22 protein-coding genes are annotated in these 24065 nt (G+C 61.5%); 16 read left to right on the top strand and 6 right to left on the bottom strand.

What is annotated here, in order from left to right; genetic code table 11:
• Window positions 1-12 precede the first annotated feature (12 nt).
• A complete protein-coding gene (locus QPJ95_RS02890) occupies window positions 13-624 on the bottom strand; it encodes a flavin reductase family protein (RefSeq protein ID WP_270918317.1) in 612 nt (203 codons plus the stop codon).
• Window positions 625-708: 84 nt separating this feature from the next.
• On the opposite strand from QPJ95_RS02890, the gene QPJ95_RS02885 reads away from it, so the two are divergent.
• From QPJ95_RS02885 to QPJ95_RS02870, 4 genes are all read left to right on the top strand, one after another.
• Window positions 709-1197 (top strand): GNAT family N-acetyltransferase, encoded by a 489-nt coding sequence (locus QPJ95_RS02885; protein WP_270918316.1) that lies wholly within the window; start codon window positions 709-711, stop codon window positions 1195-1197.
• Window positions 1198-1243: 46 nt separating this feature from the next.
• Window positions 1244-2020, top strand: a complete 777-nt coding sequence (locus QPJ95_RS02880) for an EcsC family protein (RefSeq protein WP_270918315.1) — start codon at window positions 1244-1246, stop codon at window positions 2018-2020.
• A gap of 120 nt (window positions 2021-2140) precedes the next feature.
• Window positions 2141-2668: a DUF1178 family protein gene (locus QPJ95_RS02875; RefSeq protein ID WP_270918314.1), complete on the top strand. Its 528-nt coding sequence runs from the start codon at window positions 2141-2143 to the stop codon at window positions 2666-2668.
• A 28-nt stretch (window positions 2669-2696) separates the two neighbouring features.
• On the top strand, window positions 2697-3338 hold the full coding sequence (locus tag QPJ95_RS02870; RefSeq protein ID WP_270918313.1) for an SDR family NAD(P)-dependent oxidoreductase: 642 nt from the start codon (window positions 2697-2699) through the stop codon (window positions 3336-3338).
• 113 nt (window positions 3339-3451) lie between these two features.
• On the opposite strand, the gene QPJ95_RS02865 is transcribed toward QPJ95_RS02870, so the two are convergent.
• Window positions 3452-5218: a trypsin-like peptidase domain-containing protein gene (locus QPJ95_RS02865; protein ID WP_270918312.1), complete on the bottom strand. Its 1767-nt coding sequence runs from the start codon at window positions 5216-5218 to the stop codon at window positions 3452-3454.
• Between the two features lie 247 nt (window positions 5219-5465).
• Here QPJ95_RS02865 and QPJ95_RS02860 point away from each other — a divergent pair, with 247 nt between their 5' ends.
• The 9 genes from QPJ95_RS02860 (at window position 5466) to glmM (ending at window position 17633) form a co-directional block, all read left to right on the top strand.
• A complete protein-coding gene (locus QPJ95_RS02860) occupies window positions 5466-6395 on the top strand; it encodes a glycine--tRNA ligase subunit alpha (RefSeq protein WP_270918311.1) in 930 nt (309 codons plus the stop codon).
• A 143-nt stretch (window positions 6396-6538) separates the two neighbouring features.
• Window positions 6539-7066 carry a DUF6446 family protein gene (locus QPJ95_RS02855; RefSeq protein ID WP_270918310.1) on the top strand — a complete coding sequence of 176 codons (528 nt, stop codon included), beginning with the start codon at window positions 6539-6541 and terminating at the stop codon, window positions 7064-7066.
• Between the two features lie 30 nt (window positions 7067-7096).
• Window positions 7097-8308 carry a sodium/glutamate symporter gene (gene gltS / locus QPJ95_RS02850; protein ID WP_270918309.1) on the top strand — a complete coding sequence of 404 codons (1212 nt, stop codon included), beginning with the start codon at window positions 7097-7099 and terminating at the stop codon, window positions 8306-8308.
• A 10-nt stretch (window positions 8309-8318) separates the two neighbouring features.
• Window positions 8319-10484, top strand: a complete 2166-nt coding sequence (glyS, locus tag QPJ95_RS02845) for a glycine--tRNA ligase subunit beta (RefSeq protein WP_270918308.1) — start codon at window positions 8319-8321, stop codon at window positions 10482-10484.
• Between the two features lie 302 nt (window positions 10485-10786).
• Window positions 10787-13372, top strand: a complete 2586-nt coding sequence (locus tag QPJ95_RS02840) for a putative PEP-binding protein (protein ID WP_270918307.1) — start codon at window positions 10787-10789, stop codon at window positions 13370-13372.
• Window positions 13373-13547: 175 nt separating this feature from the next.
• Window positions 13548-14189 carry a cell wall hydrolase gene (locus QPJ95_RS02835; RefSeq protein ID WP_270918306.1) on the top strand — a complete coding sequence of 214 codons (642 nt, stop codon included), beginning with the start codon at window positions 13548-13550 and terminating at the stop codon, window positions 14187-14189.
• 151 nt (window positions 14190-14340) lie between these two features.
• The gene (locus QPJ95_RS02830; RefSeq protein ID WP_270918305.1) at window positions 14341-15261 is read left to right on the top strand and encodes a dihydroneopterin aldolase; all 921 of its coding nucleotides are present in this window, start codon (window positions 14341-14343) and stop codon (window positions 15259-15261) included.
• Window positions 15258-16253 (top strand): dihydropteroate synthase, encoded by a 996-nt coding sequence (folP, locus tag QPJ95_RS02825; protein ID WP_270918304.1) that lies wholly within the window; start codon window positions 15258-15260, stop codon window positions 16251-16253. Before QPJ95_RS02830 ends, folP begins: the two co-directional genes overlap by 4 nt.
• Before the next feature lie 21 nt (window positions 16254-16274).
• A complete protein-coding gene (gene glmM / locus QPJ95_RS02820) occupies window positions 16275-17633 on the top strand; it encodes a phosphoglucosamine mutase (RefSeq protein WP_270918303.1) in 1359 nt (452 codons plus the stop codon).
• Between the two features lie 27 nt (window positions 17634-17660).
• Here the strand turns inward: glmM and QPJ95_RS02815 are convergent, their stop codons facing one another.
• Together QPJ95_RS02815 and ilvC are read right to left on the bottom strand one after the other, a co-directional pair.
• Window positions 17661-18572 (bottom strand): DMT family transporter, encoded by a 912-nt coding sequence (locus tag QPJ95_RS02815; RefSeq protein WP_270918302.1) that lies wholly within the window; start codon window positions 18570-18572, stop codon window positions 17661-17663.
• Between the two features lie 81 nt (window positions 18573-18653).
• The gene (gene ilvC / locus QPJ95_RS02810) at window positions 18654-19676 is read right to left on the bottom strand and encodes a ketol-acid reductoisomerase (RefSeq protein WP_270918301.1); all 1023 of its coding nucleotides are present in this window, start codon (window positions 19674-19676) and stop codon (window positions 18654-18656) included.
• Window positions 19677-19817: 141 nt separating this feature from the next.
• On the opposite strand from ilvC, the gene QPJ95_RS02805 reads away from it, so the two are divergent.
• The 3 genes from QPJ95_RS02805 (at window position 19818) to QPJ95_RS02795 (ending at window position 22004) form a co-directional block, all read left to right on the top strand.
• Window positions 19818-20273, top strand: a complete 456-nt coding sequence (locus QPJ95_RS02805) for an Lrp/AsnC family transcriptional regulator (RefSeq protein WP_270918300.1) — start codon at window positions 19818-19820, stop codon at window positions 20271-20273.
• A complete protein-coding gene (locus tag QPJ95_RS02800; protein ID WP_270918299.1) occupies window positions 20270-20728 on the top strand; it encodes an Lrp/AsnC family transcriptional regulator in 459 nt (152 codons plus the stop codon). The genes QPJ95_RS02805 and QPJ95_RS02800 overlap by 4 nt, the downstream gene beginning before the upstream one ends.
• A gap of 151 nt (window positions 20729-20879) precedes the next feature.
• Window positions 20880-22004, top strand: a complete 1125-nt coding sequence (locus QPJ95_RS02795) for an aminotransferase class V-fold PLP-dependent enzyme (RefSeq protein ID WP_270918298.1) — start codon at window positions 20880-20882, stop codon at window positions 22002-22004.
• A 74-nt stretch (window positions 22005-22078) separates the two neighbouring features.
• Here the strand turns inward: QPJ95_RS02795 and QPJ95_RS02790 are convergent, their stop codons facing one another.
• Together QPJ95_RS02790 and QPJ95_RS02785 are read right to left on the bottom strand one after the other, a co-directional pair.
• Window positions 22079-23275, bottom strand: a complete 1197-nt coding sequence (locus QPJ95_RS02790) for a UbiH/UbiF family hydroxylase (protein WP_270918297.1) — start codon at window positions 23273-23275, stop codon at window positions 22079-22081.
• A gap of 94 nt (window positions 23276-23369) precedes the next feature.
• On the bottom strand, window positions 23370-24014 hold the full coding sequence (locus QPJ95_RS02785) for a pyrimidine 5'-nucleotidase (protein WP_270918296.1): 645 nt from the start codon (window positions 24012-24014) through the stop codon (window positions 23370-23372).
• Window positions 24015-24065 lie beyond the last annotated feature (51 nt).

Genomic DNA, 24065 nt, shown 5'->3' with positions numbered 1-24065 from the left:
TGCTAGAATGCCTCACGAGGCCTCGTCTGGCCGGGTCAGGCTGAACACCTCGCGGACGGCAGAATAATCGCGGTATCCCATACGGGCCAGCGGCACATAGCGGGTGACGTCAAAGGCGCCACCCACCAGACAGTCATCGCGCATGTGGATGCCGACCACCTCACCAAAAACCACACGGTTGGCGTCGCCGGGTAGGGTGATGACCTTGGTCAGTTTGCATTCAAGTGCGGCGGGCACATTGGCCACACGGGCGCAGGGGATCGTGCTGCATTCCACCGTTTCCAGTCCTGCGTGGACGAATTCGTCATCCTCGCGGGGCAGGGCTGCCGAGGAGGCGTTCATCGCGTCGCGCATGGCATATTCGACGATGTTCACGCAGAACACGCCGGTCTCCAGAATGTTGGCGACGCTGTCCTTGGTGCCGGTCTGATCCGGTTTGGCGCTGGTTGAGGCGAACATCACCTGTGGTGGCTCATAGGCCACTGCGTTGAAAAAGGAATAGGGGGCCAGATTGTTCACGCCATCGGCTGAGCGGGATGAGATCCAGCCGATGGGGCGCGGGGTGACGATGGCGTTGAATGGGTTGTGGGGCAACCCGTGGCCGTCTTCGGGGCGATAGAACATGCGTGTCTCCAAGTGTTTGCCCAAGGCTTAGCCCCGTGTTAGGGCGAATGCCAGTCTGAGTTGGGATGCGGGAGGCCATGTGCGGTGATCGAGCTGATAGCGGAACAGCCGCAGGACCGCTGGGAGGTCGAGGCGCTGTATGATCTGTGCTTTGCGCCCGGTCGCGAGGCCCTGTCGTCGTACCGGTTGCGGGACGATATCCCCCCGGTTCAGGGGCTCAGCCAGGTGGCCCGCGATGAGCTGGAAATTCTGGCCGGCGCGATCCGCTTCTGGCCGGTGCATGTCGGTGAGGTAGATGCGCTGCTGTTGGGACCGGTTGCGGTGCACCCAACCCACCAGGGCGAGGGGCTGGGCGGCTCGCTGATCCGCGATTCTCTGGCCAAGGCTGAAAGCAGTGGCTGGGCGCGGGTGCTGCTGGTGGGCGATGCCCCATATTACCGGCGGTTCGGCTTTGAGCGCCTTGCCGGGGTTGAAATGCCGCCCCCCACAAACCCAGCCAGGGTGCTGGGTTTTGCGTTGCAACCTGGTGCCTGGGACGGTGTTTTTGGCATGGTGCGGCGCTGGCAGGGTTGAAATTTGCGCGCCACCGGCCAATGTTTGATGGATAGAGGAGGCTGATTTGAGCGAAATTCTATCCCCTGCACGCGGCCTTAGCCGGCAGGAAACCGAGGCTGAACTGGATATCTTGGCCGAGCGCTATCGCACTGCGGCGGGTGTTGGTGTGCAGCTGTTGAATCTGGTGGGTGGGCAGGCTGAAAACCTGTTGGACCGTCTGCCGGAAGGGGTGCGGGCCGGGTTGGGCCGCGCCACCGAACAGGCCTTGAGGTTGGCGATGGGGGCGGCTGTGCGCTCGCGCCGTGTGGTGCCGGACCAAAAACCGACAGTGAACCGGGTGATGAGCGCCGCAATGGGCGCGGCTGGTGGCATGGGCGGATTGCCGGGGGCGCTGGTGGAACTGCCAACCACAACCGCATTTCTGTTGCGCATCATTCAGGGTGTCGCCGCCGAGAACGGATTTGATCCCGAAGCCGAGAGTGTCACATTTGACTGTATCCGGGTGTTTGCCGCCGCAGGCCCGCTGGCGCATGACGATGGCGCTGATCTGGGCTTCCTGACCCTGCGCCTGAGCCTGTCCGGTGGCGCCTTGCAGAAACTGATCGCGCAGGTTGCGCCCAAGCTGGGCGTGGTCATGGGGCAGAAACTGGCGACCCAAGCAGTGCCGGTGCTGGGGGCGGTGGCTGGCGCCACTACCAATTACGTTTTCTCCGGCTACTACCAGAAAATGGCCCAGGTTCATTTTGGTCTGCGGCGGCTGGCGATTGATGCCGATGTTCCGCATCAGGATCTGGTGCAGGCTTTGCAGTTGCGATTGCAGCCGGCGGTTTCCAAGGGCTGACCCGGAATGGGCGGGTGTTTTGCAACAGTTTTGCCCGGAAGCCCGGCGGCAATTGGCGCATTGCGCTTGATATTGTTCTGGTCTGGGCTTTAATCAAACTCCGCAACGCGAGAGCAATACATGATACAATATTCCCTGAAATGTGAGGCTGGACATACCTTCGACAGCTGGTTCCAATCCGCTGCGGGTTTTGACAAGCTGGCGGCCAATGGTTTGATATCCTGCGCGGTCTGCGGCAGCGGATCGGTTGAAAAGGCCATCATGGCGCCACGGGTTCGCCCCGGGCGCAATGCTGTTTCGGGGCGCGGTGAACCAGATGTGGTTGCCGCGGACCGCTCGGACAGGGATCAATCACCGCAGGCCGGAGAGAGTGCGCAGGGCTCTGCTCTGGCTGTCCCGACTGCGGGTGCGTTGAGCAAACCTGCCAATGAGGCGGAACAGGCGATCGCCGAATTGCGCCGCAAGGTCGAAGATAATTCGGACTATGTGGGCAAGGATTTTGTGACCCAGGCGCGGGCCATGCACGAAGGTGATGCGCCTGGCCGGGCGATCTACGGTGAAGCCAAGCTGGACGAGGCCAAGGCCCTGATCGAAGAGGGGATTCCAGTGATGCCGCTGCCGTTCCGGCCCCATCGCAAGACCAACTGACAAACGGAACCAACAGGGAGAGTGCAAAATGCATGTTGTGGTGACAGGATCCAGCCGTGGCATCGGCCGCGAAATTGTGAGCCGCTTGCGGGGGGCGGGTCATGCGGTGACCGGCACCGCGCGGGATCATTCCGCCGACGCCCGGCTAGAGGTCTCGGATCCGGGTCAGCAAGCGCGGCTGGCGGCGCAGTTAAAGGGCCAGCCGGTGGATCTTCTGGTCTGCAATGCCGGGGTCTTTCTTGATAAGAATATGGCGCTGGAGGACTACAGCGCCGAGATCTGGGCCAGCTCATTGGCCACCAATGTCACCGGGGTGTTCCTGACGGTGCAGGCGCTGTTGCCAAATCTGCGGCTGGTAACCGAACCCAAGATCGCCATCATCTCGTCACAGATGGCCAGTCATGCGCTGGCACCGGGCGGCGCTTATGCCTATCGCGCCTCCAAGGCAGCGGCAGTGAGCATCGGCCGCAATCTGGCCGTTGATCTGCAACCCGAAGGCATTGCTGTGGGGATCTATCACCCCGGTTGGGTGCGCACGGATATGGGCGGCGATCAGGGCGAGATTTCGGTGCAGGACTCAGCCGAAGGGCTGCTGAATGAATTTGAAGTTCTGAACGTTGCGACCTCGGGCTGCTTTCATACCTGGGATGGCCGCATCCAGGCGTTTTGACCACGGCTGGTGCGTGCAAGCACGCACCCTACAATTGCCAACAGGACGTACTTAAACAAAAACGCCGGGACCCTGGGTCCCGGCGTTTTTGCTATCGTTTTGTTTGGTGCGGCTCAGTTCCAGCAACTGACCAACACCGTCATGCCATTCACCAGGCGGTTCATTGCCGCGTTTGTCAGTGTTGCCGCTTCGGGGGTGCGGTCGCTGGCGGTCAGTCCCGCGTCGGTCAGAACCACCCGGATTGCCGCCGCGTTGGCGGCAAAGCTGACACCTTTCGGCAGTTGCCGCGCGCCGATTTCCTGCGGCAGCAGCATCCCCAGAACCGCGCCGCTGCCATCCAGCACCGGACCGCCGGCATCACCGGTCTGGGCGGCCAGGTCCAGCCGGGCAATACCGGAATTTCCGTCCAGGCTTTTGATGTCGGCGAGGGTGCCCCAGGTCAGGCTGGGCGCGCCGAGGATGCCCTCATAGGAATAGCCGGAGACCGCCACTTCGGACTGCAGGCGTGGCGATGTGGCGCTGAACTCGGCCACTGCCATGGGCGCCAGTGGGGTTGTCGGGCGCAGCACGGCCAGACCATTGGCGCTATCGTTGCTGAGCAGCTCGGCGGTATAGTCGTGATCCAGGGTGATGCGGGTACAGTCGGCCACCACATCCGAGGTGGTCAGCACCGTACCTGCGCCGTCAACATAGAACCCCGACCGCGACATCCGGGGCTGGCGGATCTGCAGGCCCGACATCAGGTCGATGCTTTGCTGCGCATCGCCACCAGCGGCCGGGTCCAGAACGCCGTCGATGCGGGTAAAGCTGGTGCGCATTGCAGTGAGCACCCTGGAGCGGCGGTGTTCATCGCCAGCGGGCCAGATCAGGGTGAAGCCTTTGATCTCGCCATTTTTCAGGCTGGCCTGAGTGAACGAGACAAACCCCTTGCCGCGGCCCTCGATGGTGAAACTGTCAGAGCCGCGTTCCCGTGGCCCGACCAAAGGTACGATTTCCAGCGTTTGCAGAATGTCATAGAGGCCAAACAAAGTGCGCTTGTCGCCGGGCTGCGAAATCAACAAGACCCGGATTTCGCCATCGTCCTTGCTGCTATAATGCGCAAATGGCGGCTCGAACCGCGCAAAAGCCACTTCGCGGGTCGGGATCTGCATGGTAATACCGGCGTCAGTGTTGGTCATCGAAGCCATGCCAACCGAGAGCAGCGGTGCGTTGTATTCATCCAGCAGTGCCTGACGTTGCAGAGTTGTCAGAATACCGCTCAGCTCATAGCCACTGGCCGCCTGCCAGTCAGTCATCGAGGCCCGGGTGCCGCGGCCAAAAGACCCGTCAATGGCGGCGCTGTAAAACCCGGCGGCCTTGAGCGCGATCTGCAGCGCCTTGCGCTCATCGGCGCTCAACTGGCGTTCGCTGCGGCGGGCCTGGGCCGGGGTTTCATCGGCGAGAGCTGGCGTCGGGGTGGGTTGGATCGCCTCAACCTGGGTTGTTATCGGCGCAAGAGTGGCGGGCAGGGTGGTCGCGGCTGTACTTGGCGCGACGCCATCGGGCCAGAACTGCTGACGCAGATTGCGGCCAAAGGCGATAAAGCTGTCGCGCGGGATTTGCCCCTGACCACGATAGACCTGCATGGCCCGTTCGGCATCGGCGCGGCTGTAGGGGCCCAGCACAACGCCGTACCAGCCGCCCCCTAGGGTAAAGCCGCTGACGTCGGGCAAATTGGATGACAGCAGGGCCGCCCGGGCCTTGGCGTCCGCAAGAGACGGGTGGGCGGCGACCTGAATCCAGACCGAGTTCGGTGAGACTTGCTGTGCCTGCGCCGCCCCCGGAAGAGTTGCGGCCAGTGCCATCAGTGTCAGCACCATTGAAGCAAAGAAAATCTTCATTGCAGTTCCTTAATCCCTGAGGAGTCCATTTTTCAGGGCAATTAAGCATTTTAGCGGCTCAAAGGGAATGCCCTATACGGGGGGGAATTCTAGGATTGACGCTTCAATATGGGCTGATTTGGCCAGAGCGGAGATATTCTGGCATAATTCTGCGTCTGAGGCTGTTCCTGCCATATGTGGCGTTGACCCTGACCGGGGGCTTGCATAGGAAAGACCCCGCATTTGCAGCCCCAATAGGGAAAGAGACATGACCCAGACCAATGGCGCTCCGCGCTCGTTCCAAGAGATCATCCTGCGGCTTCAGAGCTATTGGGCCAGCAAGGGCTGCGCCATGCTGCAGCCCTATGACATGGAGGTTGGCGCCGGCACCTTTCACCCGGCAACCACGCTCCGCTCGCTGGGCCCGACGCCCTGGGCCGCCGCCTATGTGCAGCCATCGCGGCGCCCGACCGATGGCCGCTATGGGGAAAACCCCAACCGGTTGCAGCATTATTATCAGTATCAGGTGCTGATCAAACCCAGCCCGCCCAATCTTCAGGAACTGTATCTTGGCTCACTTGCCGCGATTGGCGTTGACATGGAACTTCATGACATCCGCTTTGTCGAAGATGACTGGGAAAGCCCGACACTGGGGGCCTGGGGCTTGGGCTGGGAAGTCTGGTGTGACGGCATGGAAGTCAGCCAGTTTACCTATTTCCAACAGGTTGGTGGCTATGACTGCAGCCCGGTCTCGGGCGAGTTGACCTATGGGCTGGAGCGGCTGGCGATGTATGTTCTGGGTGTTGATCACGTGATGGACATGCCGTTCAACGACCCGGATTCGCCGATCCCGATGACCTATGGCGATATCTTCAAGCAGACCGAGGAAGAATACGCCCGCTGGAACTTTGACACCGCCAATACCGACGTCTTGCTGCGCCATTTTGAAGAGGCCGAGGTGGAATGTGCCGCGATCCTGTCGCAGCCCGCTGACGACCCCAAGACCGGCAAGCGCATTGTGATGGCGCATCCGGCCTATGATCAATGCATCAAGGCCAGCCATATCTTTAACTTGCTGGACGCGCGCGGGGTGATCTCGGTCACCGAACGCCAGGCCTATATCGGCCGGGTGCGGGCGCTGGCCAAGCAATGTGCCGATGCCTTTGTGCAAACAGCGGCGGGCGGCTGGGCGGCCTGATCGGCACTTATCGCGCCTGCCCGGCCAATAGGGCAGGTGCGAGCCAAAAATGCTGACAGCCGGTGCGGGTGACCGGTTGTCAGTGACCAAAAATACAGCAGGGGCGCAGCCCTTCATAGACTGTCTAAAGGACGATAATCATAATGGGTAAGTTTCTTGCCGCCTTCATCGTGGTCTGCGCCGTCGGCGCCGGTGCTGCAATCTATTACCTGAACGAATATGCCTACTATGAAGAGGTCACCCTGCACCCGGGACTGGATGTGGTTCTGCTGCCGCAGAATAGCGACGCCAGCGTGGTCATTGATTATGCGGATTTTGAGGCCATTGACGCCAGCAGCTCTCCGATCCGCTATCGCGCCTGTTTCACCACAGCGCTGACACGTGATGAGCTGGCCCAGAGCTATACCGTGTTGCAGCAGCAGAAACCGCGTATTGCGCCGGGCTGGTTTGACTGTTTTGATGCTCAGGCAATCGGCGCAGAGCTAGAGGCGGGCACCGCCACCGCCTTTATGTCGGTCAAGAACATCGAGTACGGTGTGGATCGCATTGTCGCGGTGACGGATCAGGGCCGCGGCTATGTCTGGCACGAACTGAACAATTGCGGCAAAAAGGCTTATGACGGCACCGTGGTAGGAGAGACCTGCCCGGATTTACCAGAGGTAAGCCAATAACTTAGGCACGGCAACACGGCGGAGATAGATATGAACGCAGCAATCGTCATCCCGGAATTCATCACTGTGACCCTTGGCTTTGCAGTGTTCCTGCTGGGGGCGCGGCTGAATGCCCGGGTCGAAGTTCTGCGCCGTTTCAATATCCCCGAACCGGTGACCGGTGGCTTGCTGGCGGCGCTGGTGGTGCTGGTGATCTATCTGGCTTCTGGCCGCGCGGTAGAGTTTGAGATGGCCAGCCGCGATTTCTTTCTGGTGCTGTTCTTCGCCGGGATTGGCCTCAACGCCCGCCTCAGTGATCTGATTGCCGGCGGCAAGCCCTTGGCGATCCTGCTGGTGCTGACCCTGATGACCATTATCGCGCAAAACCTGATTGGCGCGGCCGGAGCGGTGCTGTTTGGCTATCCGGCGCAGGCCGGGGTGCTGTTTGGCTCTGCCTCGCTGATTGGCGGCCACGGCACGGCAATCGCATGGGCGCCGGATGTGGCCAAGGCCACAGGATTGTCCGGTGCGACTGAGCTGGGGGTTGCTGTCGCCACCCTTGGCCTGGTGCTGGCGGCACTGGTCGGCGGCCCGGTGGCGCGCCTGCTGATCACCCGCAACAATCTGGCACCGGCGCGCCCAGAGGACGGGTCCACCATCGGACTGCCAGATGCAGATCTAGCCCCTGCGGCACAGATTGATCACCTCAGCCTGATGCGTGTCATGCTGTTTTTGAACTTTGCCATTATGCTGGGCTATGTCGGATCCGAGCTGATCGAGGCCGCCGGGCTAAAGCTGCCGCTGTTTGTGCCCTGTCTGATTGCAGGTATTCTGATCGCCAACCTGCGCAGCTGGCTGCGCCCCAATGCGCCCGCGGTGGCGCGCACCCCGGCGCTGGCACTGGTGTCTGAATTCTCGCTGGGTGCCTTTCTGGCGATGTCGCTGATGGCGCTGCAACTGTGGACCATTGCCGAACTGGGTCTGGCCATTGCGGTGATCATGACCGCGCAGACCGCCTTTGCCGTTTTCTTTGTGCTTTATGTGCTGTTTCCGCTGCTGGGCGGTGGCTATCGCGCCGCTGTTCTTGCGGCCGGCTTTGGCGGTTTTGCGCTGGGCGCCACCCCCACCGCCATCGCCAATATGACCGCCGTCACCAAACGCTACGGCCCATCGCCTATTGCCTTTGTGGTGCTGCCCCTTGTATCCGCCTTCTTTGTTGATATCGCCAATGCCATCGTCATCCAGATGATTGTGAATTTCTGAGGACCCCCAGATGCCTGACCTGCTGATTGAACTGTTTTCCGAGGAAATCCCGGCCCGCATGCAACGTCGCGCCGGTGACGATCTGAAAAAGCGGATGACCGATGGTCTGGTCGAGGCGGGTCTGACCTATGCGGGCGCCCACGCCCTGTCGACACCGCGCCGCCTGACGCTGGCCATCAGCGGCCTGCTGGCAGCCTCGCCGACGGTGCGCGAAGAGCGCAAGGGGCCAAAGGTCGGCGCCCCTGATAAAGCTATTGAGGGTTTCTTGCGCGGTGCCGGCCTGACCCGTGACCAGCTGGAAGAGCGCGACACGCCGAAAGGCGCGATCTATTTCGCCTCCATCGAAAAGCCCGGTCGCCCGGCAGCCGAGATCATCGCCGAGGTGCTGGAAACCACCATTCGCAACTTCCCCTGGCCCAAATCCATGCGCTGGGGCACCGGTTCGCTGAAATGGGTGCGCCCATTGCACTCGATCCTCTGCCTGCTGTCGGATGAGGCGGGCGCCGAGGTTGTGCCGCTGGACGTGGACGGCATTGTCGCGGGCAATAGCACCCGCGGCCACCGTTTCATGGCGCCGGATGTGATCACCGTCAGCAGCTTTGACGACTACGCCGCCAAACTGAAACGCGCCTTTGTGGTGCTGGACCCGGATGAACGCGCTGATGCGATCTGGCAGGACGCCAGCAATCAGGCCTTTGCCAATGGGCTGGAGCTGGTCGAAGACAAGGCACTGCTGGCCGAGGTCGCCGGTCTGGTCGAACACCCGGTGGTGCTGATGGGGACGATTGACGAGGCGTTCCTGTCGCTGCCGCCGGAAGTGCTGCAAACCTCTATGCGCGAGCACCAGAAGTTCTTCTCGGTCCGCAATCCCAAAACCACCCGTATTGAGCGTTTCGTCACCGTCGCCAACCGCGCAACGGCGGACAACGGCGCCACCATTCTGGCTGGTAATCAGAAAGTGCTGAGCGCGCGTCTGGCCGATGCCAAGTTCTTCTGGGAGAACGACCTGCGCACCGCCAAGGCGGGCATGGGCAAGTGGACCGAGGCGCTGGAGAACGTCACCTTCCACAACAAGCTGGGCACCCAGGCCGACCGTATCAACCGCATCGCGGCGCTGGCGCGCGAGATCGCACCGTCTGTTGGCGCTGACCCGGATCGGGCCGAGCAGGCGGCACGGATCGCCAAGGCCGATCTGTCCTCCGAGATGGTCTATGAATTCCCCGAACTGCAGGGCCTGATGGGGCGTTATTACGCCGAGGAAGCAGGCCTGCCACAAGACGTCGCCAATGCCTGTGAAGCGCATTATTCACCGCAAGGCCCATCGGATGATGTGCCGAGCGAGGCGGTTTCCGTTGCTGTGGCGCTGGCCGATAAGCTGGACACCCTGACCGGATTCTGGGCGATTGACGAGAAGCCGACCGGGTCGAAAGACCCCTTTGCGCTGCGCCGTGCAGCGCTGGGTGTTATTCGGTTGATTTTGGGGAATGACCTCAAGATACCTCTTGTAGATGCTATGAAGACTGCATTTGGTCCACAGCCTTCGGAATTTCTGATTAGGTCAGCGAAATCATCTGGCGGTGAAGCAAAGTTTCAAGCTGCAACTAAAGTTTCAGGAGAGCATCTTGAATATGATGAAAAGAAAGCGGTAGTCTTTGACCTCCTCTCCTTCTTCCACGACCGACTCAAAGTCTTTCTGCGCGAGCAGGGCATTCGCCACGACGTCATCGACGCCTGTATCGCCATGGATGGCAATGACGATCTGACCCTGCTGGTCAAACGGGCGCGTGCACTGGAGGACTTCATGAAGTCCGACGACGGCACCAACCTGCTGCAGGGCTATAAGCGCGCCAACAACATCCTGATCCAGGCCGAGACCAAGGATGGGGTTGAATATTCCTATGGCGGCGACGTGAAATTCGCCAAGGATGCCACCGAGATTGCCCTGTTCGAAGCGCTTGCTTTGAGCGAGGGGGCGATCTCTTCGGCCATCGAAGCCGAAGATTTCGCGGCTGCCATGGGCAGCATGGCAGCGCTGCGGGCGCCGATTGATGCGTTTTTTGAGGCGGTGCAGGTGAATGATGACAACCAGGTGGTGCGCCGCAACCGGTTGAACCTGTTGCATCAGATCCGTCAAATCTGTGGTCAGGTCGCTGATTTGACTGTCATCGAAGGGTGAGCGGCGACTAAGAAAGGCTCCGGGGGAGCCTTTCAGCCGCGAACGGGCGGAGCCCCGGAGCAAACGGCGACTGGTCGCGTCCTTATCGCTTAGCATGCAACGGACCGGGGCCAGCCCCGGACCCCGGAGTAGTTGGACAAAGGTGAATTGCGGGGCGCTCCGCCAAACCCATTCACTTTGCCAAAATACTCCCGCCGGAGGCAAAGCCATCCACGCCCACCCATCGCGCAGTGTAGGGTGTGTGCTTGCACGCACCACTCGGCGCTTGCACCATAGGCGCACCGCATTATGCTGCGGGGCAAATGAAAGGTGCTGCAGTGCAGAAACAATTGCCAGAGATCCCGTTTGCGGCGCTGATCACGTCGGATGCCCCGATTGTGGCCAATGCCCATGGTGGCCGGGCCAAATGCCTGCAGCGGCTGGTGCGGCTGGAGTTGCCAGTGCCCTGCACGGTGGCGCTGTCGTTTGCCGCTGTGCGCGCCATTGCCGAGGGGCAGATACCACATCTAGGCGCGATCCTGGGTGAGTTTCCAGCAGAGGCCCTGCTCTGTGTGCGGCCCTCGTCCGAGGATCCGGATTGGGGCGGCCCCGGCGCGGTGCTGAATGTGGGCATGAACGATGCCCGTTATGTGGATCTGTGTGACAGCATGGGGGCGCAGGCGGCAGCGGCGCTGTATTTGCGGTTTGTGCAATCTTATGCGGTGCATGTGGCGCGGCTGGACCCGGATGTGTTTGACGCGGTGGCCGAGGACGGTCCCGAGGCGCTGGGCCTGATCCTGCAGGCCTATGAGGCGGAGACGGATGAGAGCTTTCCGCAGGATCGCGGCGAACAGCTGGCGGCGGTATTGCGCTCGATGGCGCGGGCCTGGGATGGCACCACGGCCCGGTTGTTGCGTCAGGCCAAAGGTGCGCCTGTCGATGCGGGGCTGGGGTTGGTGGTGCAGGAAATGGTTCCGGGGCTGGGCCAGGGCGAATGCGGCTCAGGGGTGTTGCAGCTGATCAATTCGCAGACCGGGCAGCCGCAGATCACTGGCCGTTATCTGAGCCAGTCGCAGGGGCGTGATGCCTTGGGCGCCGGAGTGGCGGCGCTGTATCTGGAGCAGGACCCGCGGGGACCGGCGCTGGCGGATGTGGCGCCGGCGGCGTTTGCGGATCTGAAATCCCATGCGGCGCTGATGCGACGGCGCTTGCGCGAGGCGATGCAGGTCGAATTTGTCATTGAGAACGGCCATGTGCATATTCTGGACGGGGTTCGGGTGGCGCGCTCGGCGCGGGCGGCGGTGCGGATTGCCGTGGCGCTGGCCGAAGATGGCATTATCTCGCCGCAAGAAGCGGTGATGCGGATTGATCCGCATTCGCTGAATGAACTGCTGCACCGTCAGGTGGACCCCACCGCGCCGCGCGAAGTGATTGGCTCTGGCATTGCCGCCAGTCCCGGCGCCGCCAGCGGACGGCTGGTGTTTACCGCCGCCGAGGCCCAGGCCAGTGCGTCGCGGCGGGAGCCCTGCATTCTGGTGCGCCGCGAGACCTCTCCCGAGGATATTCGTGGCATGCATGCCGCCGTGGCAGTGTTGACGCAAAAGGGCGGTGTCACCAGTCACGCGGCGGTGATTGGTCGAGGCCTGGGGTTGCCCTGCATTGTTGGCGCCTCGACATTGAAATTTCTCAGCAAGGAAAAACAGCTGATCACCGCCGAGGGGCGGGTGTTCAAGGCCGGTGATATCGTCACCATTGACGGCAGCTCGGGGCAGGTGCTGGCCGGAGAGCCTGCCATGCTGGAGGCGACGCTGGATGATGCCTTTCAGACCCTGATGGGCTGGGCGGATGCCGAGCGTGACATTGGCATTCGCGCCAATGCCGATACCCCGGCGGATGCGCAGCTGGCGCGCAATTTCAATGCCCAGGGCATTGGCCTGTGCCGCACCGAGCATATGTTCTTTGAGCCCGGACGGCTGACGGTGATGCGCGAGATGATCTTTGCCGAGACCTCGCTCGGGCGGGCCGCCGTGTTGGCGCGATTGCTGCCGATGCAGCGCGGCGATTTTTACGAGCTGTTCCGCATTATGGCGGGGATGCCGGTTTGCATCCGCCTGTTCGACCCGCCGCTGCATGAATTCCTGCCCGCCACCAAGACCGGCCAGCGCGAACTGTCCGAGGCGCTGGGCATTCCGGTCAGTGATGTCACCCGCCGGGTTGAGGAAATGGCGGAATACAATCCGATGCTGGGCCTGCGCGGGGTGCGCTTGGGGGTCACGGTGCCGGAAATCTATGACATGCAAGCGCGGGCCATTTTTGAGGCGGCATTGGATGCCTCGGAGGATGGCGTGCCGGTGGTGCCGGAAGTGATGATCCCGCTGGTGTCGGCCAAGCGCGAAGTCGAACTGGTCAAGGCCCGCATTGATGCGGTGGCGGCGGCGGTGAAATCGGAACGCGGGGCTGAATTTGAGTATCGCCTGGGCGTCATGGTGGAAACCCCGCGGGCGGCGTTGCGGGCGGCTGATATTGCGCCGCAGACGGCCTTTCTCAGTTTTGGCACCAATGACCTGACCCAGATGACCTATGGGCTGTCGCGCGATGATGCCGGCCGGTTCATGTCGGACTATGTACGCCAGGGGGTGTTTCCGGAAGACCCGTTCCATGTGCTGGACGTCGAAGGGGTGGGCGAATTGCTGAAGCTTGGGGTGCAGCGGGGCCGCGAGAGCAATCCCGGCGTCACCCTGTCGATCTGTGGGGAGCACGGCGGCAACCCCGAATCGATTGCCTTTTGTCGCGAGGCCGGATTCGATTATGTGTCCTGTTCGCCGTTTCGGGTGCCGGTGGCACGATTGGCCGCAGCTCAATTGGCGATTGCACATACGTTAGCGGTAGAGCCCCCTGCCTCTGCCTAGATGTAGCGAAAACCGGGCCGATTATCGAGGTATTCTGGGTGTTAACAGCCTGTTAGTCCTCTGTTTTGAGTTGCAAATTTTTCGAAAACTGGACCTTTTCGCGACTTTGGGGTAAATGGTCCCCGCGCATGAATTGACGGTGGGCGCGACCTTTTGGTACCTGGGGGTATCCGGAATGAAATCTCATGTATTGGCCGCATTTGTTGCGGCGTCTTTGGCTGCGCCCTGCGCCGCCGTTGCCGAAACCGCGCTGGGAGGCGTGTTCCAACGGGATCAATCGACGCAAACTGCGACTGCCAAAGAGGGGGGGCGCGGCTTTTTGTTCTTTGGACGTAAATCGCCAAAACCGGAGCCGATGGATTACTCTACCGCCTGGTTGGATGCGCGGCCTGCTGCCACGGGTGATGCCGATTTTGCCTGTCTCGCACAGGCGCTGTATTTTGAGGCGCGGGGCGAGACCGTGAAGGGTCAGTTTGCCGTCGCCGAAGTGATCTTGAACCGGGTCCAAAGTGCCCAGTTCCCCAAGTCTGTCTGCGGCGTTGTCAAACAGGGCACCGGGCGTCTCCATCAGTGTCAGTTCAGCTATAACTGCGACGGGCTCACTGAAGCGGTCAGTGAACATCAGGCCTACACGCGGGTTGCCAAGGTCGCCCGGGCCAGTCTGGATGGCGCGACAGAACAGCTGACCGATGGCGCCACCTACTATCACACCACGGCTGTTCGGCCGCGCTGGAGCCGTGTTTTTAAAAACACCACCCAGATCGGAGTGCATCTGTTTTACAGTGACGAGCGCTATCGCACCGCCTCTACCGAATAAGGCGCGACGGTTTTCTCACCAAAATCTGCCGTGTGACTTTCATTGTGCCGCATTTTGCCATTGGATTGGCGCAAGTGGGGCTGTTCTCCGGCTGCGCATCGCCTAAAGTATATTACCATCTTCTGCTACTGTTAGCCAAAGGCGCCATCCCATGAGTTCAGAAATTCGTCTAGCGTTTGAGCATCCTTCTGAGCGCGCCGACGCGATGGCATCCGGTGGGGTGTTGGATCGTATTTCATTGCGTGACCACATCGTTGATGTGGAAATCGGCGCCTTTCAGGCCGAGCGCGGCACCACCCAGCGGATCAGTTTCAACGTGGTGGTCGAGGTGGAACCGTTGGCCGACGATGTTGACGATGATGTGGACCGCATCTTGTCTTATGACCGGGTGACCGAGGCGATTGCACATGAGCTGGCGGACGAGAGGTTGAACCTGCTGGAAACCCTGGCCGACCGGGTCGCCGAGCGTATTCTGCTGGAGCCGCAGGCGGTGCGGGCCTTTGTGCGGATCGAGAAACTGGACCGTGGCCCCGGCGCGCTGGGGGTTGAGATTGTCCGCGCCCGTGATCCGCACACCCCGGATGCCGAAGTTGAGGAACCACCGCATCCGCGGCTGCTGTATCTTGCCAACGCGGCGATCGACAGTGACAATTTCTCGGGCTGGATTGACCAGATGCAATGCCGTCAGCGGCCGCTGATCCTCTGTGTCGGAGCCCATGAGCTGGCGGTGCCGCGGACCGGTCACAAAATGACCGAACGCCGGATTGATCTGCTGGCCATCGAGCAAAACGCCTGGCGTCTGGCGGCGCATGATGATCGCTGCGTGGTGGTCTCGACCCGGACTGAGCTGGACTGGGCAATGAAGAATGGCCAGATCAGCGTCTGGGCCCCCTCCAAAATTGTGCTGGATGCGGTGGATGGCCCCTCGGCGGCGCCGTCCCAGCCGGTGGAACTGGCCGCTTGGTTTGCTGCAACATTTGAGGCCGGTGAGCTGATCGTTATCGGCGCGGACTTGCCAGAAGCAGCCGATGTGCCCCTGCGCGCGGTGCCGGCGGATCAAGTTACGTTATGACCTACTACCGGCCTCTGGTTCAGCACGGCGATGCCCGACCAGAGGGCGCGGTCGAACTGGCCGGGGGGGCGTTGTGGTTTACCCATGCCGAGGCGCTGGATCGTCGGTCGCCTTCTCATATCATCCCAGCGGGGCTGGTGCCTGAGCAGATCCTGCGCCGCCTGTCCGGGCACCGGCCGACAATTGCCGGTCTGGATATGGCGCAGCCGCAGCTGATGGGGGTGCTCAATGTGACGCCAGACAGTTTCTCGGATGGCGGTCAACACGATGATTTGGCCGCGGCGGTCGATGCTGCCCGCCAGATGATCGCCGATGGCGCCAGCCTGATTGATATTGGCGGTGAATCCACCCGACCGGGGGCCGATTTTGTCCCTGAAGACGCCGAGATTTCGCGGACCGCGCCGGTCATTGCAGCGCTGCACGCAGCCACCGGAGCGGCCATTTCCATTGACACCCGCAAGGCACCGGTCGCCGCCAAGGCGCTGGCTGCCGGCGCTGCTCTGATCAATGATGTCTCAGGCTTTACCCATGACATGGCGCTGGCGCCTCTGGTCGCACAGGCCGGGGTGCCGGTCTGTATCATGCATGCGCAGGGTGATCCTGCGACCATGCAGGACAAGCCGGTCTATGAGAACGTGCTGCTGGATGTCTATGACTTCCTTGCGGCGCAGATTGACCGGCTAGAGGCCATCGGCGTGTTGCGCGACCAGATTGTCATCGATCCGGGCATTGGCTTTGGCAAAACGCTTGCGCACAATCTGATCCTGCTGAGGGGCATTGCCCTGTATCATGCGCTGGGTTGCCCGATCCTGCTGGGGGTATCGCGCAAGCGATTTATCGGCACAATCGGCAAAGAACCGCAGGCCACAGCGCGGGCTCCGGGGTCGATTGCCGTAGGCCTTGCAGGCCTGGCCCAAGGCGTGCAATTCCTACGGGTGCATGACGTCGCCGCAACGGCGCAGGCGGTGCGGCTCTGGCAAGCCACCCGTTAAGGCCCGATTAGAAAGAAGAATATGCGAAAATTATTTGGTACCGACGGGGTGCGTGGCACCGCCAATATTCACCCGATGACCGCTGAAATGGCGCTGCGTATTGGTGCGGCGGTGGGGCGGTATTTCCGCCGTGATGCCTCGGGGGTACACCGGGTGGTGATCGGTAAGGACACCCGGCTGTCTGGCTATATGTTTGAAAACGCGCTGACCGCCGGGCTGACCTCAACGGGCATGAACGTGCTGCTGATGGGGCCGGTGCCCACCCCCGCCGTGGGTCTGATGACCCGCTCCATGCGCGCCGATCTGGGGGTGATGATCTCGGCCAGTCACAATCCGGCGGAAGACAACGGCATCAAGTTTTTCGGCCCCGATGGCTTCAAGCTGTCCGATGCCGCCGAGCTGGAGCTGGAAGCGCTGATCGAGGCTGGTGTTGAGCCTGCCCAGACGCAGAATATCGGCCGCGCCAAACGGATCGACGATGCCCGCTTCCGCTACGGCGAGCGGGTCAAAAGCTCATTGCCCAGGGATATCCGCTTTGATGGGCTGAAGGTGGTGATCGACTGCGCCAATGGCGCCGCCTACCGCGCCGCGCCGGAAATCCTGTGGGAGCTGGGCGCCGAGGTGGTGCCCATCGGCGTGTCGCCGGACGGGGTCAATATCAACAGCGGCTGCGGCTCGACCTATCCGCAGGCGGCGGCCGAGGCGGTTGTCGCCCATGGCGCCCATGTGGGGATTTGCCTCGATGGCGATGCGGACCGGGTGATCCTGATCGACGAAACCGGCGCCGTTGCAGATGGCGATCAACTGATGGGGCTGCTGGCCTCGCGCTGGGCCGAAAAGGGCCAACTGACCGGCAATGCTCTGGTCTCCACCGTGATGTCCAATCTGGGGCTTGAGCGGTTTCTGAACGATCAAGGTATCGGCTTGGAACGCACCGCTGTTGGCGATCGCTACGTGGTCGAGCGGATGCGTAGCGGTGGCTTTAATCTGGGCGGCGAGCAATCGGGCCATATCGTGATGACCGACCATGCCACCACCGGTGATGGCTTGATGGCGGGGCTGCATTTCCTGGCCGAGATGGTGCGCACCGAGCAGCCCGCCTCGAAACTGGCGCGGCAGTTCCAGCCGGTGCCGCAGCTATTGAAAAATGTACGTTTCAAGGCGGGGCAGACGCCGCTGGAACTGGACGCGGTGCAACAGGCGATCCACGCGGCGGAACAAGCGCTGAGCGGGCAGGGGCGTTTGCTGATCCGCAAATCCGGCACCGAGCCGCTGATCCGGGTGATGGCCGAATGTGAGGACGAAGCCCTGCTGCATGTCACCGTCGACAAGGTGGTGGATGCGGTCACAGAGGCGGTCACAGATCTGGCGCCCGTTTAAGCGCGCCAGTTTTCCCTGTCAGGCCCGTCAGGCGGCGACGGCCTGACGGCGTTTGCGGCTGAGCAACAGACCGCCAAGGATCAGCGCCAGCGACAGGTAGAGCTGCGGCGGCAATATTTCGTTCAGCAATACCACGCCAAACAGCACCGACCAGACCGGCACCTGGTAATTCACCAAAGACATAAAGCTGGGGCCAGCATCGCGAATGACCTGAACCAGCAGCACCTGCGCCAGAGCAGTTGGAAACAGACCCAGATACAGGATGGCCACCAGTGACAATGCTGACGGCATCGCCGGGATGCCCTCAATCGCCAATGCAAAGGGTGTGATGATAACCGTCGCCGACAGCAGCGCCGCGGCGGACAGCGACAGCATATCGGTCTTGGGGCACAGCCGGGTGATAATGGCGCCGGCTGCATAACACAGCGAGGCGCCTAGGCAGGCAATCCGCGCCAGAGCCTCGTAGTCACTGCCGACCAGCCGCAGCGCGTCAAAGCCGATCAGCACCACAACGCCGGCAAAGCCAATCAGAAAGCTGATACCCCGTTGCAGGGTCAGCCGCTCTCCGGGCACCAGAAAATGGGCCAGTGGCAGCACAAACAGCGGCACCACCGCCATGCAGACCCCGGCAAAGCCACTGGCGACATATTTCTGCCCCCAGCTAAGCAAGGCAAAGGGCAGGGCGCTGGAGAACAGCCCCATTGCGGCGGCCGAGAGCCAGACCAGACGGCCATTGCTGGTCTTAAAGCTTGGCAGGGTGATACCGCGCATCCGGAGAACGACCAGCAGCACCAAGGTGCCCAGCCCGACCCGGCCGGCCACGATGGTCAGCGGCCCCATGTCGCGCAACGCCACCGAAATAAACATGAACGATGCGCCCCAGATCAGGCCAAGGGCCAATAGTTTGATCCAGTTTAGCTTTCCAGCAGATGCACTCATGTCGAACTCTCCAGATGAAAAGGGCGCCCCGGTCTGGGACGCCCCAATTGTCTCACTTGGGCGGTCGCCCGCCCGCGCGGTTTAGTTCTTTTCTTTGTCGACCATTTTGCCAGCCGAGATCCAAGGCATCATGGCGCGTAGTTTGCCACCAACCTGTTCGATCTGGTGCTCGTCGTTGGCGCGACGGGATGCCTTGATTGTTGGCTGACCAACAGCATTTTCCAGCATGAAATCGCGGACAAATTTGCCGGACTGAATGTCGTTCAGAACGGCTTTCATGTTTGCCTTTGTCTCGTCGTAAGGCAAAATGCGCGGGCCGGAAACATATTGACCGAATTCGGCGGTGTTGGAGATCGAGTAGTCCATGTTGGCGATGCCGCCTTCATAGATCAGGTCGACGATCAGTTTGGTTTCGTGCAGGCACTCAAAATAGGCCATTTCAGGCTCGTAGCCTGCTTCGACCAGGGTCTCAAAGCCCATGCGGATCAGCTCGACGATACCGCCACACAGAACAGCCTGCTCGCCGAACAGGTCGGTTTCACACTCTTCGCGGAAGTTGGTCTCGATGATGCCGGAACGACCGCCACCGATGGCCGAGCAATAGGACAGACCGATTTCCAGCGCTTTGCCGGTTGCATCTTTGTCGACAGCGACCAGGCAGGGCACGCCGCCACCTTTGCTGTATTCGCCGCGCACAGTGTGACCGGGGCCTTTAGGCGCCATCATGATGACGTCGATGCCTTCTTTGGGCTCAATCAGGCCAAAGTGAACGTTCAACCCGTGGGCAAAGGCAATCGCGGCGCCCGGCTTGATGTTGTCGTGGACGTATTTCTTGTAGGTTTCAGCCTGCAGCTCGTCGGGCATGGTGAACATGATCAGGTCACACCAGGCCGCCGCTTCGGCAATGCCCATAACCTTCAGGCCTTCACCTTCAGCTTTGGCAGCGCTGGCCGAACCTTCGCGCAGCGCGACGACAAGGTTCTTGGCGCCGGAATCGCGCAGGTTCAATGCATGCGCGTGACCCTGCGAGCCATAGCCCAGGATGGCCACTTTTTTGTCTTTGATCAGGTTGATATCGCAATCGCGATCATAATAAACGCGCATGTCCACGTCCTCTCGGTTTGATGTCTGTTTGTATCTGCGGCGATCATAGCGCTGTATACACAGGGTTCGAGAGGGTGATTGAGATAATTTTGCGATTTTTCGCCCTATTCATTCGCCAACTTCAGGTATAGTGACACATTCATGCTAGATGACCTCGACAGGCGCATACTGCGCCATTTGCAAAGCGACCCAGCCCAGTCGATTCCCGATCTTGGCGAGCGTCTTGGGCTGTCGATATCCCGCCTGACCCGACGGCTCGACAAGCTGCGCCAAGGCGCGGTGCTACGTGGCCAGCATGCGGTGATCAACTGGCGGGCCCTTGGCTATGCGGTCGAGGTCAGCCTGCGGGTGACCTTGGACAAGACCCAGTCCCGCGCCTTTGATGACTTCATCGAGGCGGCGCGCGATATCCCCGAGGTGATCGAAATCCAGACCTTTCTCGGCCGGGTGGATGTGCGATTGTCGGTGATCGCCCGCGATATGGCCCATTATCAACAGATCTACCGCGCCGGCATTCTCAGCCTGCCACATATCGCCGACATCGAGGCGCTGATGCATGTGGCCCGGATTAAAAACGATGCGGGGCTGCCGTTGTGACGGATCTCGACGACATCGACCAGCACCTGCTGCGCGCGCTGAGCCAGGATGCCAGCCTGTCGGCCGGGGCCTTGGGCCGCACATTGGGGCTGAGCCAGCCGGCCACCTGGCGCCGCATCAGGCGATTGCACGACAACGGCATTATCGCCGGGCGCCGTCTCGATCTGGACCACGAGAAGCTGGGCTTTGGTGTTACCGTGTTTCTGGGCATCAAACTGGCCACCAAGGGCCGGGTCAGCCTGGATGATTTTGAACGCGCTGTGACCGCCATTCCCGAAGTGCAGACGGTGGAACATGTGCTGGGCATGTATGATTACCGGCTGCGGGTCACCGCCCGCGATATCTCTGATTTTGAACGGGTGCTGCGCCGCCGGATCATGACCCTGCCGGGGGTCGGCGATGTCGAGGCCAACGTGCTGCTCAGCGAAGAGCGCCGCCCCGGACCGCTGGGCTGACCGGTCCAGGCTTCATCTGGCCAAAAATATCCCCGCCGGAGGCTCCCTGACCTTTGCCGCCGGGATTGACGGCTGATTGCGCAAAGAAGCCTTTGCCAATAGGCCCCGGGAAGGGTAGCCCTAGGCCAACACATTTAACGGAGGATTAGCAATGGCACTATTGCAAACTGTCGACCCGACAGGTCTTGATGAATTTTCAGTGGTCTTCACCGACCGCTCGCTCAACCATATGTCCAAGGCATTCCAGCAGGTTATGCTGGACATCAATGAGATGCTGCGGGACGTCTACAAGGCCGACTCCGTTGCCCTGATCCCCGGGGGTGGCACCTACGCAATGGAGGCGGTGGCGCGTCAGTTCGCCCGCGGCGAAGATGTGCTGGTGGTGCGCAACGGCTGGTTCTCCTACCGCTGGAGCCAGATATTTGAGACCGGCGGCCTGACTGCCTCGGCCACCGTCCTGAAGGCCCGCCAGACTGGCAACGCCAGCCCGGCACCTTTTGCCCCGGCGCCAATCGACGAAGTCACCGCCGCCATCCGGGCGCAAAAGCCAGCAATCGTCTTTGCGCCACATGTGGAAACCGCCGCCGGGGTGATCCTGCCGGATGATTACGTCACCGCCATGGCCGCCGCCGCACATGAGGTCGGCGCGCTGATGGTGCTGGATTGCATCGCCTCGGGCTGTGCCTGGATCGACATGCAGGCCACTGGTGTCGATGTGCTGATTTCGGCACCGCAAAAAGGCTGGAGCGCCTCGCCCTGTGCCGGTCTAGTGATGCTGTCGAAACGCGGCGCCGTGCGGCTGGAGGAGACCAGCTCTGACAGCTTTGCCATCGACCTGAAGAAATGGCGTCAGATCATGGTGGCCTATGAAAACGGCGGCCACGCCTATCACGCCACCCTGCCAACAGATGCGCTGCGGGCGTTTCGCGATACCATGGCTGAAACCCGTGACTATGGCTTTGATAAATTGCGCGACGCGCAATGGGCGCTGGGCGACGGGGTGCGGGCGCTGCTCAAATCCAACGGTGTGACCTCGGTTGCGGCTGAGGGCTTTGGCGCGCCGGGGGTGGTGGTCAGCTACACCACAGATCCCGAGATCAGCACCGGCAAGAAATTTGCCGCTCTGGGCATGCAGATTGCCGCCGGGGTGCCGCTGCAATGTGACGAGCCCGACGACTTTCAGACCTTCCGTCTGGGGCTGTTTGGTCTCGACAAACTATATGATGTGGACGGCACAATAACCCGGCTGCAGGCGGCACTGGATCAGGTTCTCTGATTTTTGGACGGGTCACGGCAACATATGGTGCTGCCGTGACCCGATCCGTGGCGCAGACATAACCCGCCGCAGGGTCAATTCGTGCCCAATCCCTTTCGCATCAATGTCTTGCGAAGGGGGGCGATCGAGTAAAAAGCGTTCAACGCCGCAGCCCGCATATCGCGCAGTGGCCGCGCCTCCAGCATCGAGGCGCGGTTCAGCAGGTCAATGCCCTTGACCCGCAGCTTGATCTCATTGTGACGCGCCTTGTGATAGGCGTCCAGCATCTGCGCATCGCCCAGACTCTCACGTCGGGCCTCGGCCAGCTGCAGCAGGCAGGCCAGATCTCCCAGCGACATATTCAACCCCTGCGCCCCAATCGGCGGCACCACATGGGCGGCCTCGGCCATCAGCGCCAGCCGTTCGCCGTTCAGCCGTTCGGCGCATTGGCTGATGATCGGCCAGATCGTGCGCCGTGATGCCAGTTTCAACTCTCCCAGCACCGCACAAGAGCGCCGGGTCATGGCGGCTTCAAACTCTTCCGCCGGTAATGCTTGCAGTTCCTGCGCCCTTGGGCCGCGCTCCATCCAGACTACTGCCGAACTGGGCTTGCCCTGATGATCGGGCAGCGGCACCAGGGTGAAGGGTCCGCCAGAGCGGTGCACCTCGGTTGAGACATTGTCGTGTGGCTTTGGATGGGTGACCGCAAAGGCCAGCGCTTTTTGACCGTATCTGGTGGTGCTCACCGGTATCCCGGCGGCCTCGCGCATGGGTGAGCTGCGACCGTCAGCGGCAATAACCAGCCTGGCAGAGACCCGGCTGCCATCGCTGAGCCCGACGCGCGCCTGGGCGGTGCGGGTGAACAGGCTGGTGGTGGCGACGCCGGGGCGGAAATCGACATTTGGCAGTTCGGCCAGCCGGGCCAGTATTTCACGCCGCAGCAACCAGTTGGGCAGGTTCCAGCCAAACGGCCTGTCGGACAGATCGGCGGCGTTGAAATCCTTGATCACCCGTGGCTCGGGCAGCTCGCCACCGGCATCGACAATCCGCATGATTTGCAGCGCCGCGGCGTGATCCGCCAGCCGGTCCCACAGCCCACAGCGTTGTAACAACTCCTGCGCGGGCTGCAAAAACGCGGTGGTGCGCAGGTCTGAGCCCTCCGCGTCGCGCACGGTCACCGGCACTGCCGGATCAACACAGATCACCTCAAACCCTGCGGCGCCAAAGGCGCAGGCTGCGGTCAGTCCGGCAATGCCGCCGCCGGAAATCAGGATGTCGCAGGTATCGGCCATAGGTCAGCTCTCCGTTCTTGCGGTGATCTAGGCCTGTGACCAGGGGAATGGCAAGGCGCAAGCGGTCGCAGGGGCGCCGCTCTCGCGAGTTGCCTCAGTCAAGCTGGCGCAAAAAATGAGCCAGATCAGCGGTGTGGTATTCGATGTGATCGGCCTCATGCGGATCCGGTGCCACATGCACGGTACGCATCCCCATCAGGTGTGGTGCTGCCAGATTGCGCGGATCGTCTTCGAACATCGCGGCGCGGGCCGGGGCCACTGCGGCCTGGGCAAACACCTGCTCAAAGGCCGCTTGTTCCGGCTTGGGCAGATAGCCGGCATGTTCGACGCCATAGATGCCATCAAACAAGCCGCTCAAGCCGCGCGCCTCTAGTACCCGTTCCGCATAGGGCGCGCTGCCGTTGGTATAGACGATCTTATGGCCCGGCAGGGCGGTGATTCTGGCCGCCAGCTCGGTGTCTTTTTGCAGGTGGTCCAGTGAAATATCATGCACGTCGATCATATAGGGAACCGGGTCCAGATCATGCTCGCGCATCAACCCGGCCAGGGTGGTGCCATGTTGCTGCCAGTACAGATTGCGCAACCGGTTGGCCTCAGCCTGATCGACGTTCAGCGCGTCCATCACATAACGGGTCATCTTGACCTCGATCTGATCAAACAGACGGGCCGAGGGGTGATACAGGGTGTTGTCCAGATCGAACACCCAGTGATTAACGTGAGAAAAACTGTCTTTGACCATGGCTCTGCTTTAGGCAGCGGGCGATGGATTTGCAAACAAAACCGCGCTTTG

It is taken from the genome of Parasedimentitalea psychrophila, from assembly GCF_030285785.1.
Lineage (GTDB): Bacteria > Pseudomonadota > Alphaproteobacteria > Rhodobacterales > Rhodobacteraceae > Parasedimentitalea > Parasedimentitalea psychrophila.
This window is presented reverse-complemented; position numbering and strand designations above follow the sequence as displayed.

Coding starts and splice junctions, on each gene's coding strand:
- glyS (WP_270918308.1), top strand. CDS start 8,319: ATGCCTGACCTGCTGATTGAACTGTTTTCCGAGGAAATCCCGGCCCGC.
- QPJ95_RS02795 (WP_270918298.1), top strand. CDS start 20,880: ATGGCACTATTGCAAACTGTCGACCCGACAGGTCTTGATGAATTTTCA.
- QPJ95_RS02875 (WP_270918314.1), top strand. CDS start 2,141: ATGATACAATATTCCCTGAAATGTGAGGCTGGACATACCTTCGACAGC.
- QPJ95_RS02870 (WP_270918313.1), top strand. CDS start 2,697: ATGCATGTTGTGGTGACAGGATCCAGCCGTGGCATCGGCCGCGAAATT.
- QPJ95_RS02830 (WP_270918305.1), top strand. CDS start 14,341: ATGAGTTCAGAAATTCGTCTAGCGTTTGAGCATCCTTCTGAGCGCGCC.
- gltS (WP_270918309.1), top strand. CDS start 7,097: ATGAACGCAGCAATCGTCATCCCGGAATTCATCACTGTGACCCTTGGC.
- QPJ95_RS02840 (WP_270918307.1), top strand. CDS start 10,787: ATGAAAGGTGCTGCAGTGCAGAAACAATTGCCAGAGATCCCGTTTGCG.
- QPJ95_RS02860 (WP_270918311.1), top strand. CDS start 5,466: ATGACCCAGACCAATGGCGCTCCGCGCTCGTTCCAAGAGATCATCCTG.
- ilvC (WP_270918301.1), bottom strand. CDS start 19,676: ATGCGCGTTTATTATGATCGCGATTGCGATATCAACCTGATCAAAGAC.
- folP (WP_270918304.1), top strand. CDS start 15,258: ATGACCTACTACCGGCCTCTGGTTCAGCACGGCGATGCCCGACCAGAG.
- QPJ95_RS02790 (WP_270918297.1), bottom strand. CDS start 23,275: ATGGCCGATACCTGCGACATCCTGATTTCCGGCGGCGGCATTGCCGGA.
- QPJ95_RS02785 (WP_270918296.1), bottom strand. CDS start 24,014: ATGGTCAAAGACAGTTTTTCTCACGTTAATCACTGGGTGTTCGATCTG.
- QPJ95_RS02815 (WP_270918302.1), bottom strand. CDS start 18,572: ATGAGTGCATCTGCTGGAAAGCTAAACTGGATCAAACTATTGGCCCTT.
- QPJ95_RS02865 (WP_270918312.1), bottom strand. CDS start 5,218: ATGAAGATTTTCTTTGCTTCAATGGTGCTGACACTGATGGCACTGGCC.
- QPJ95_RS02805 (WP_270918300.1), top strand. CDS start 19,818: ATGCTAGATGACCTCGACAGGCGCATACTGCGCCATTTGCAAAGCGAC.
- QPJ95_RS02835 (WP_270918306.1), top strand. CDS start 13,548: ATGAAATCTCATGTATTGGCCGCATTTGTTGCGGCGTCTTTGGCTGCG.
- QPJ95_RS02890 (WP_270918317.1), bottom strand. CDS start 624: ATGTTCTATCGCCCCGAAGACGGCCACGGGTTGCCCCACAACCCATTC.
- glmM (WP_270918303.1), top strand. CDS start 16,275: ATGCGAAAATTATTTGGTACCGACGGGGTGCGTGGCACCGCCAATATT.
- QPJ95_RS02855 (WP_270918310.1), top strand. CDS start 6,539: ATGGGTAAGTTTCTTGCCGCCTTCATCGTGGTCTGCGCCGTCGGCGCC.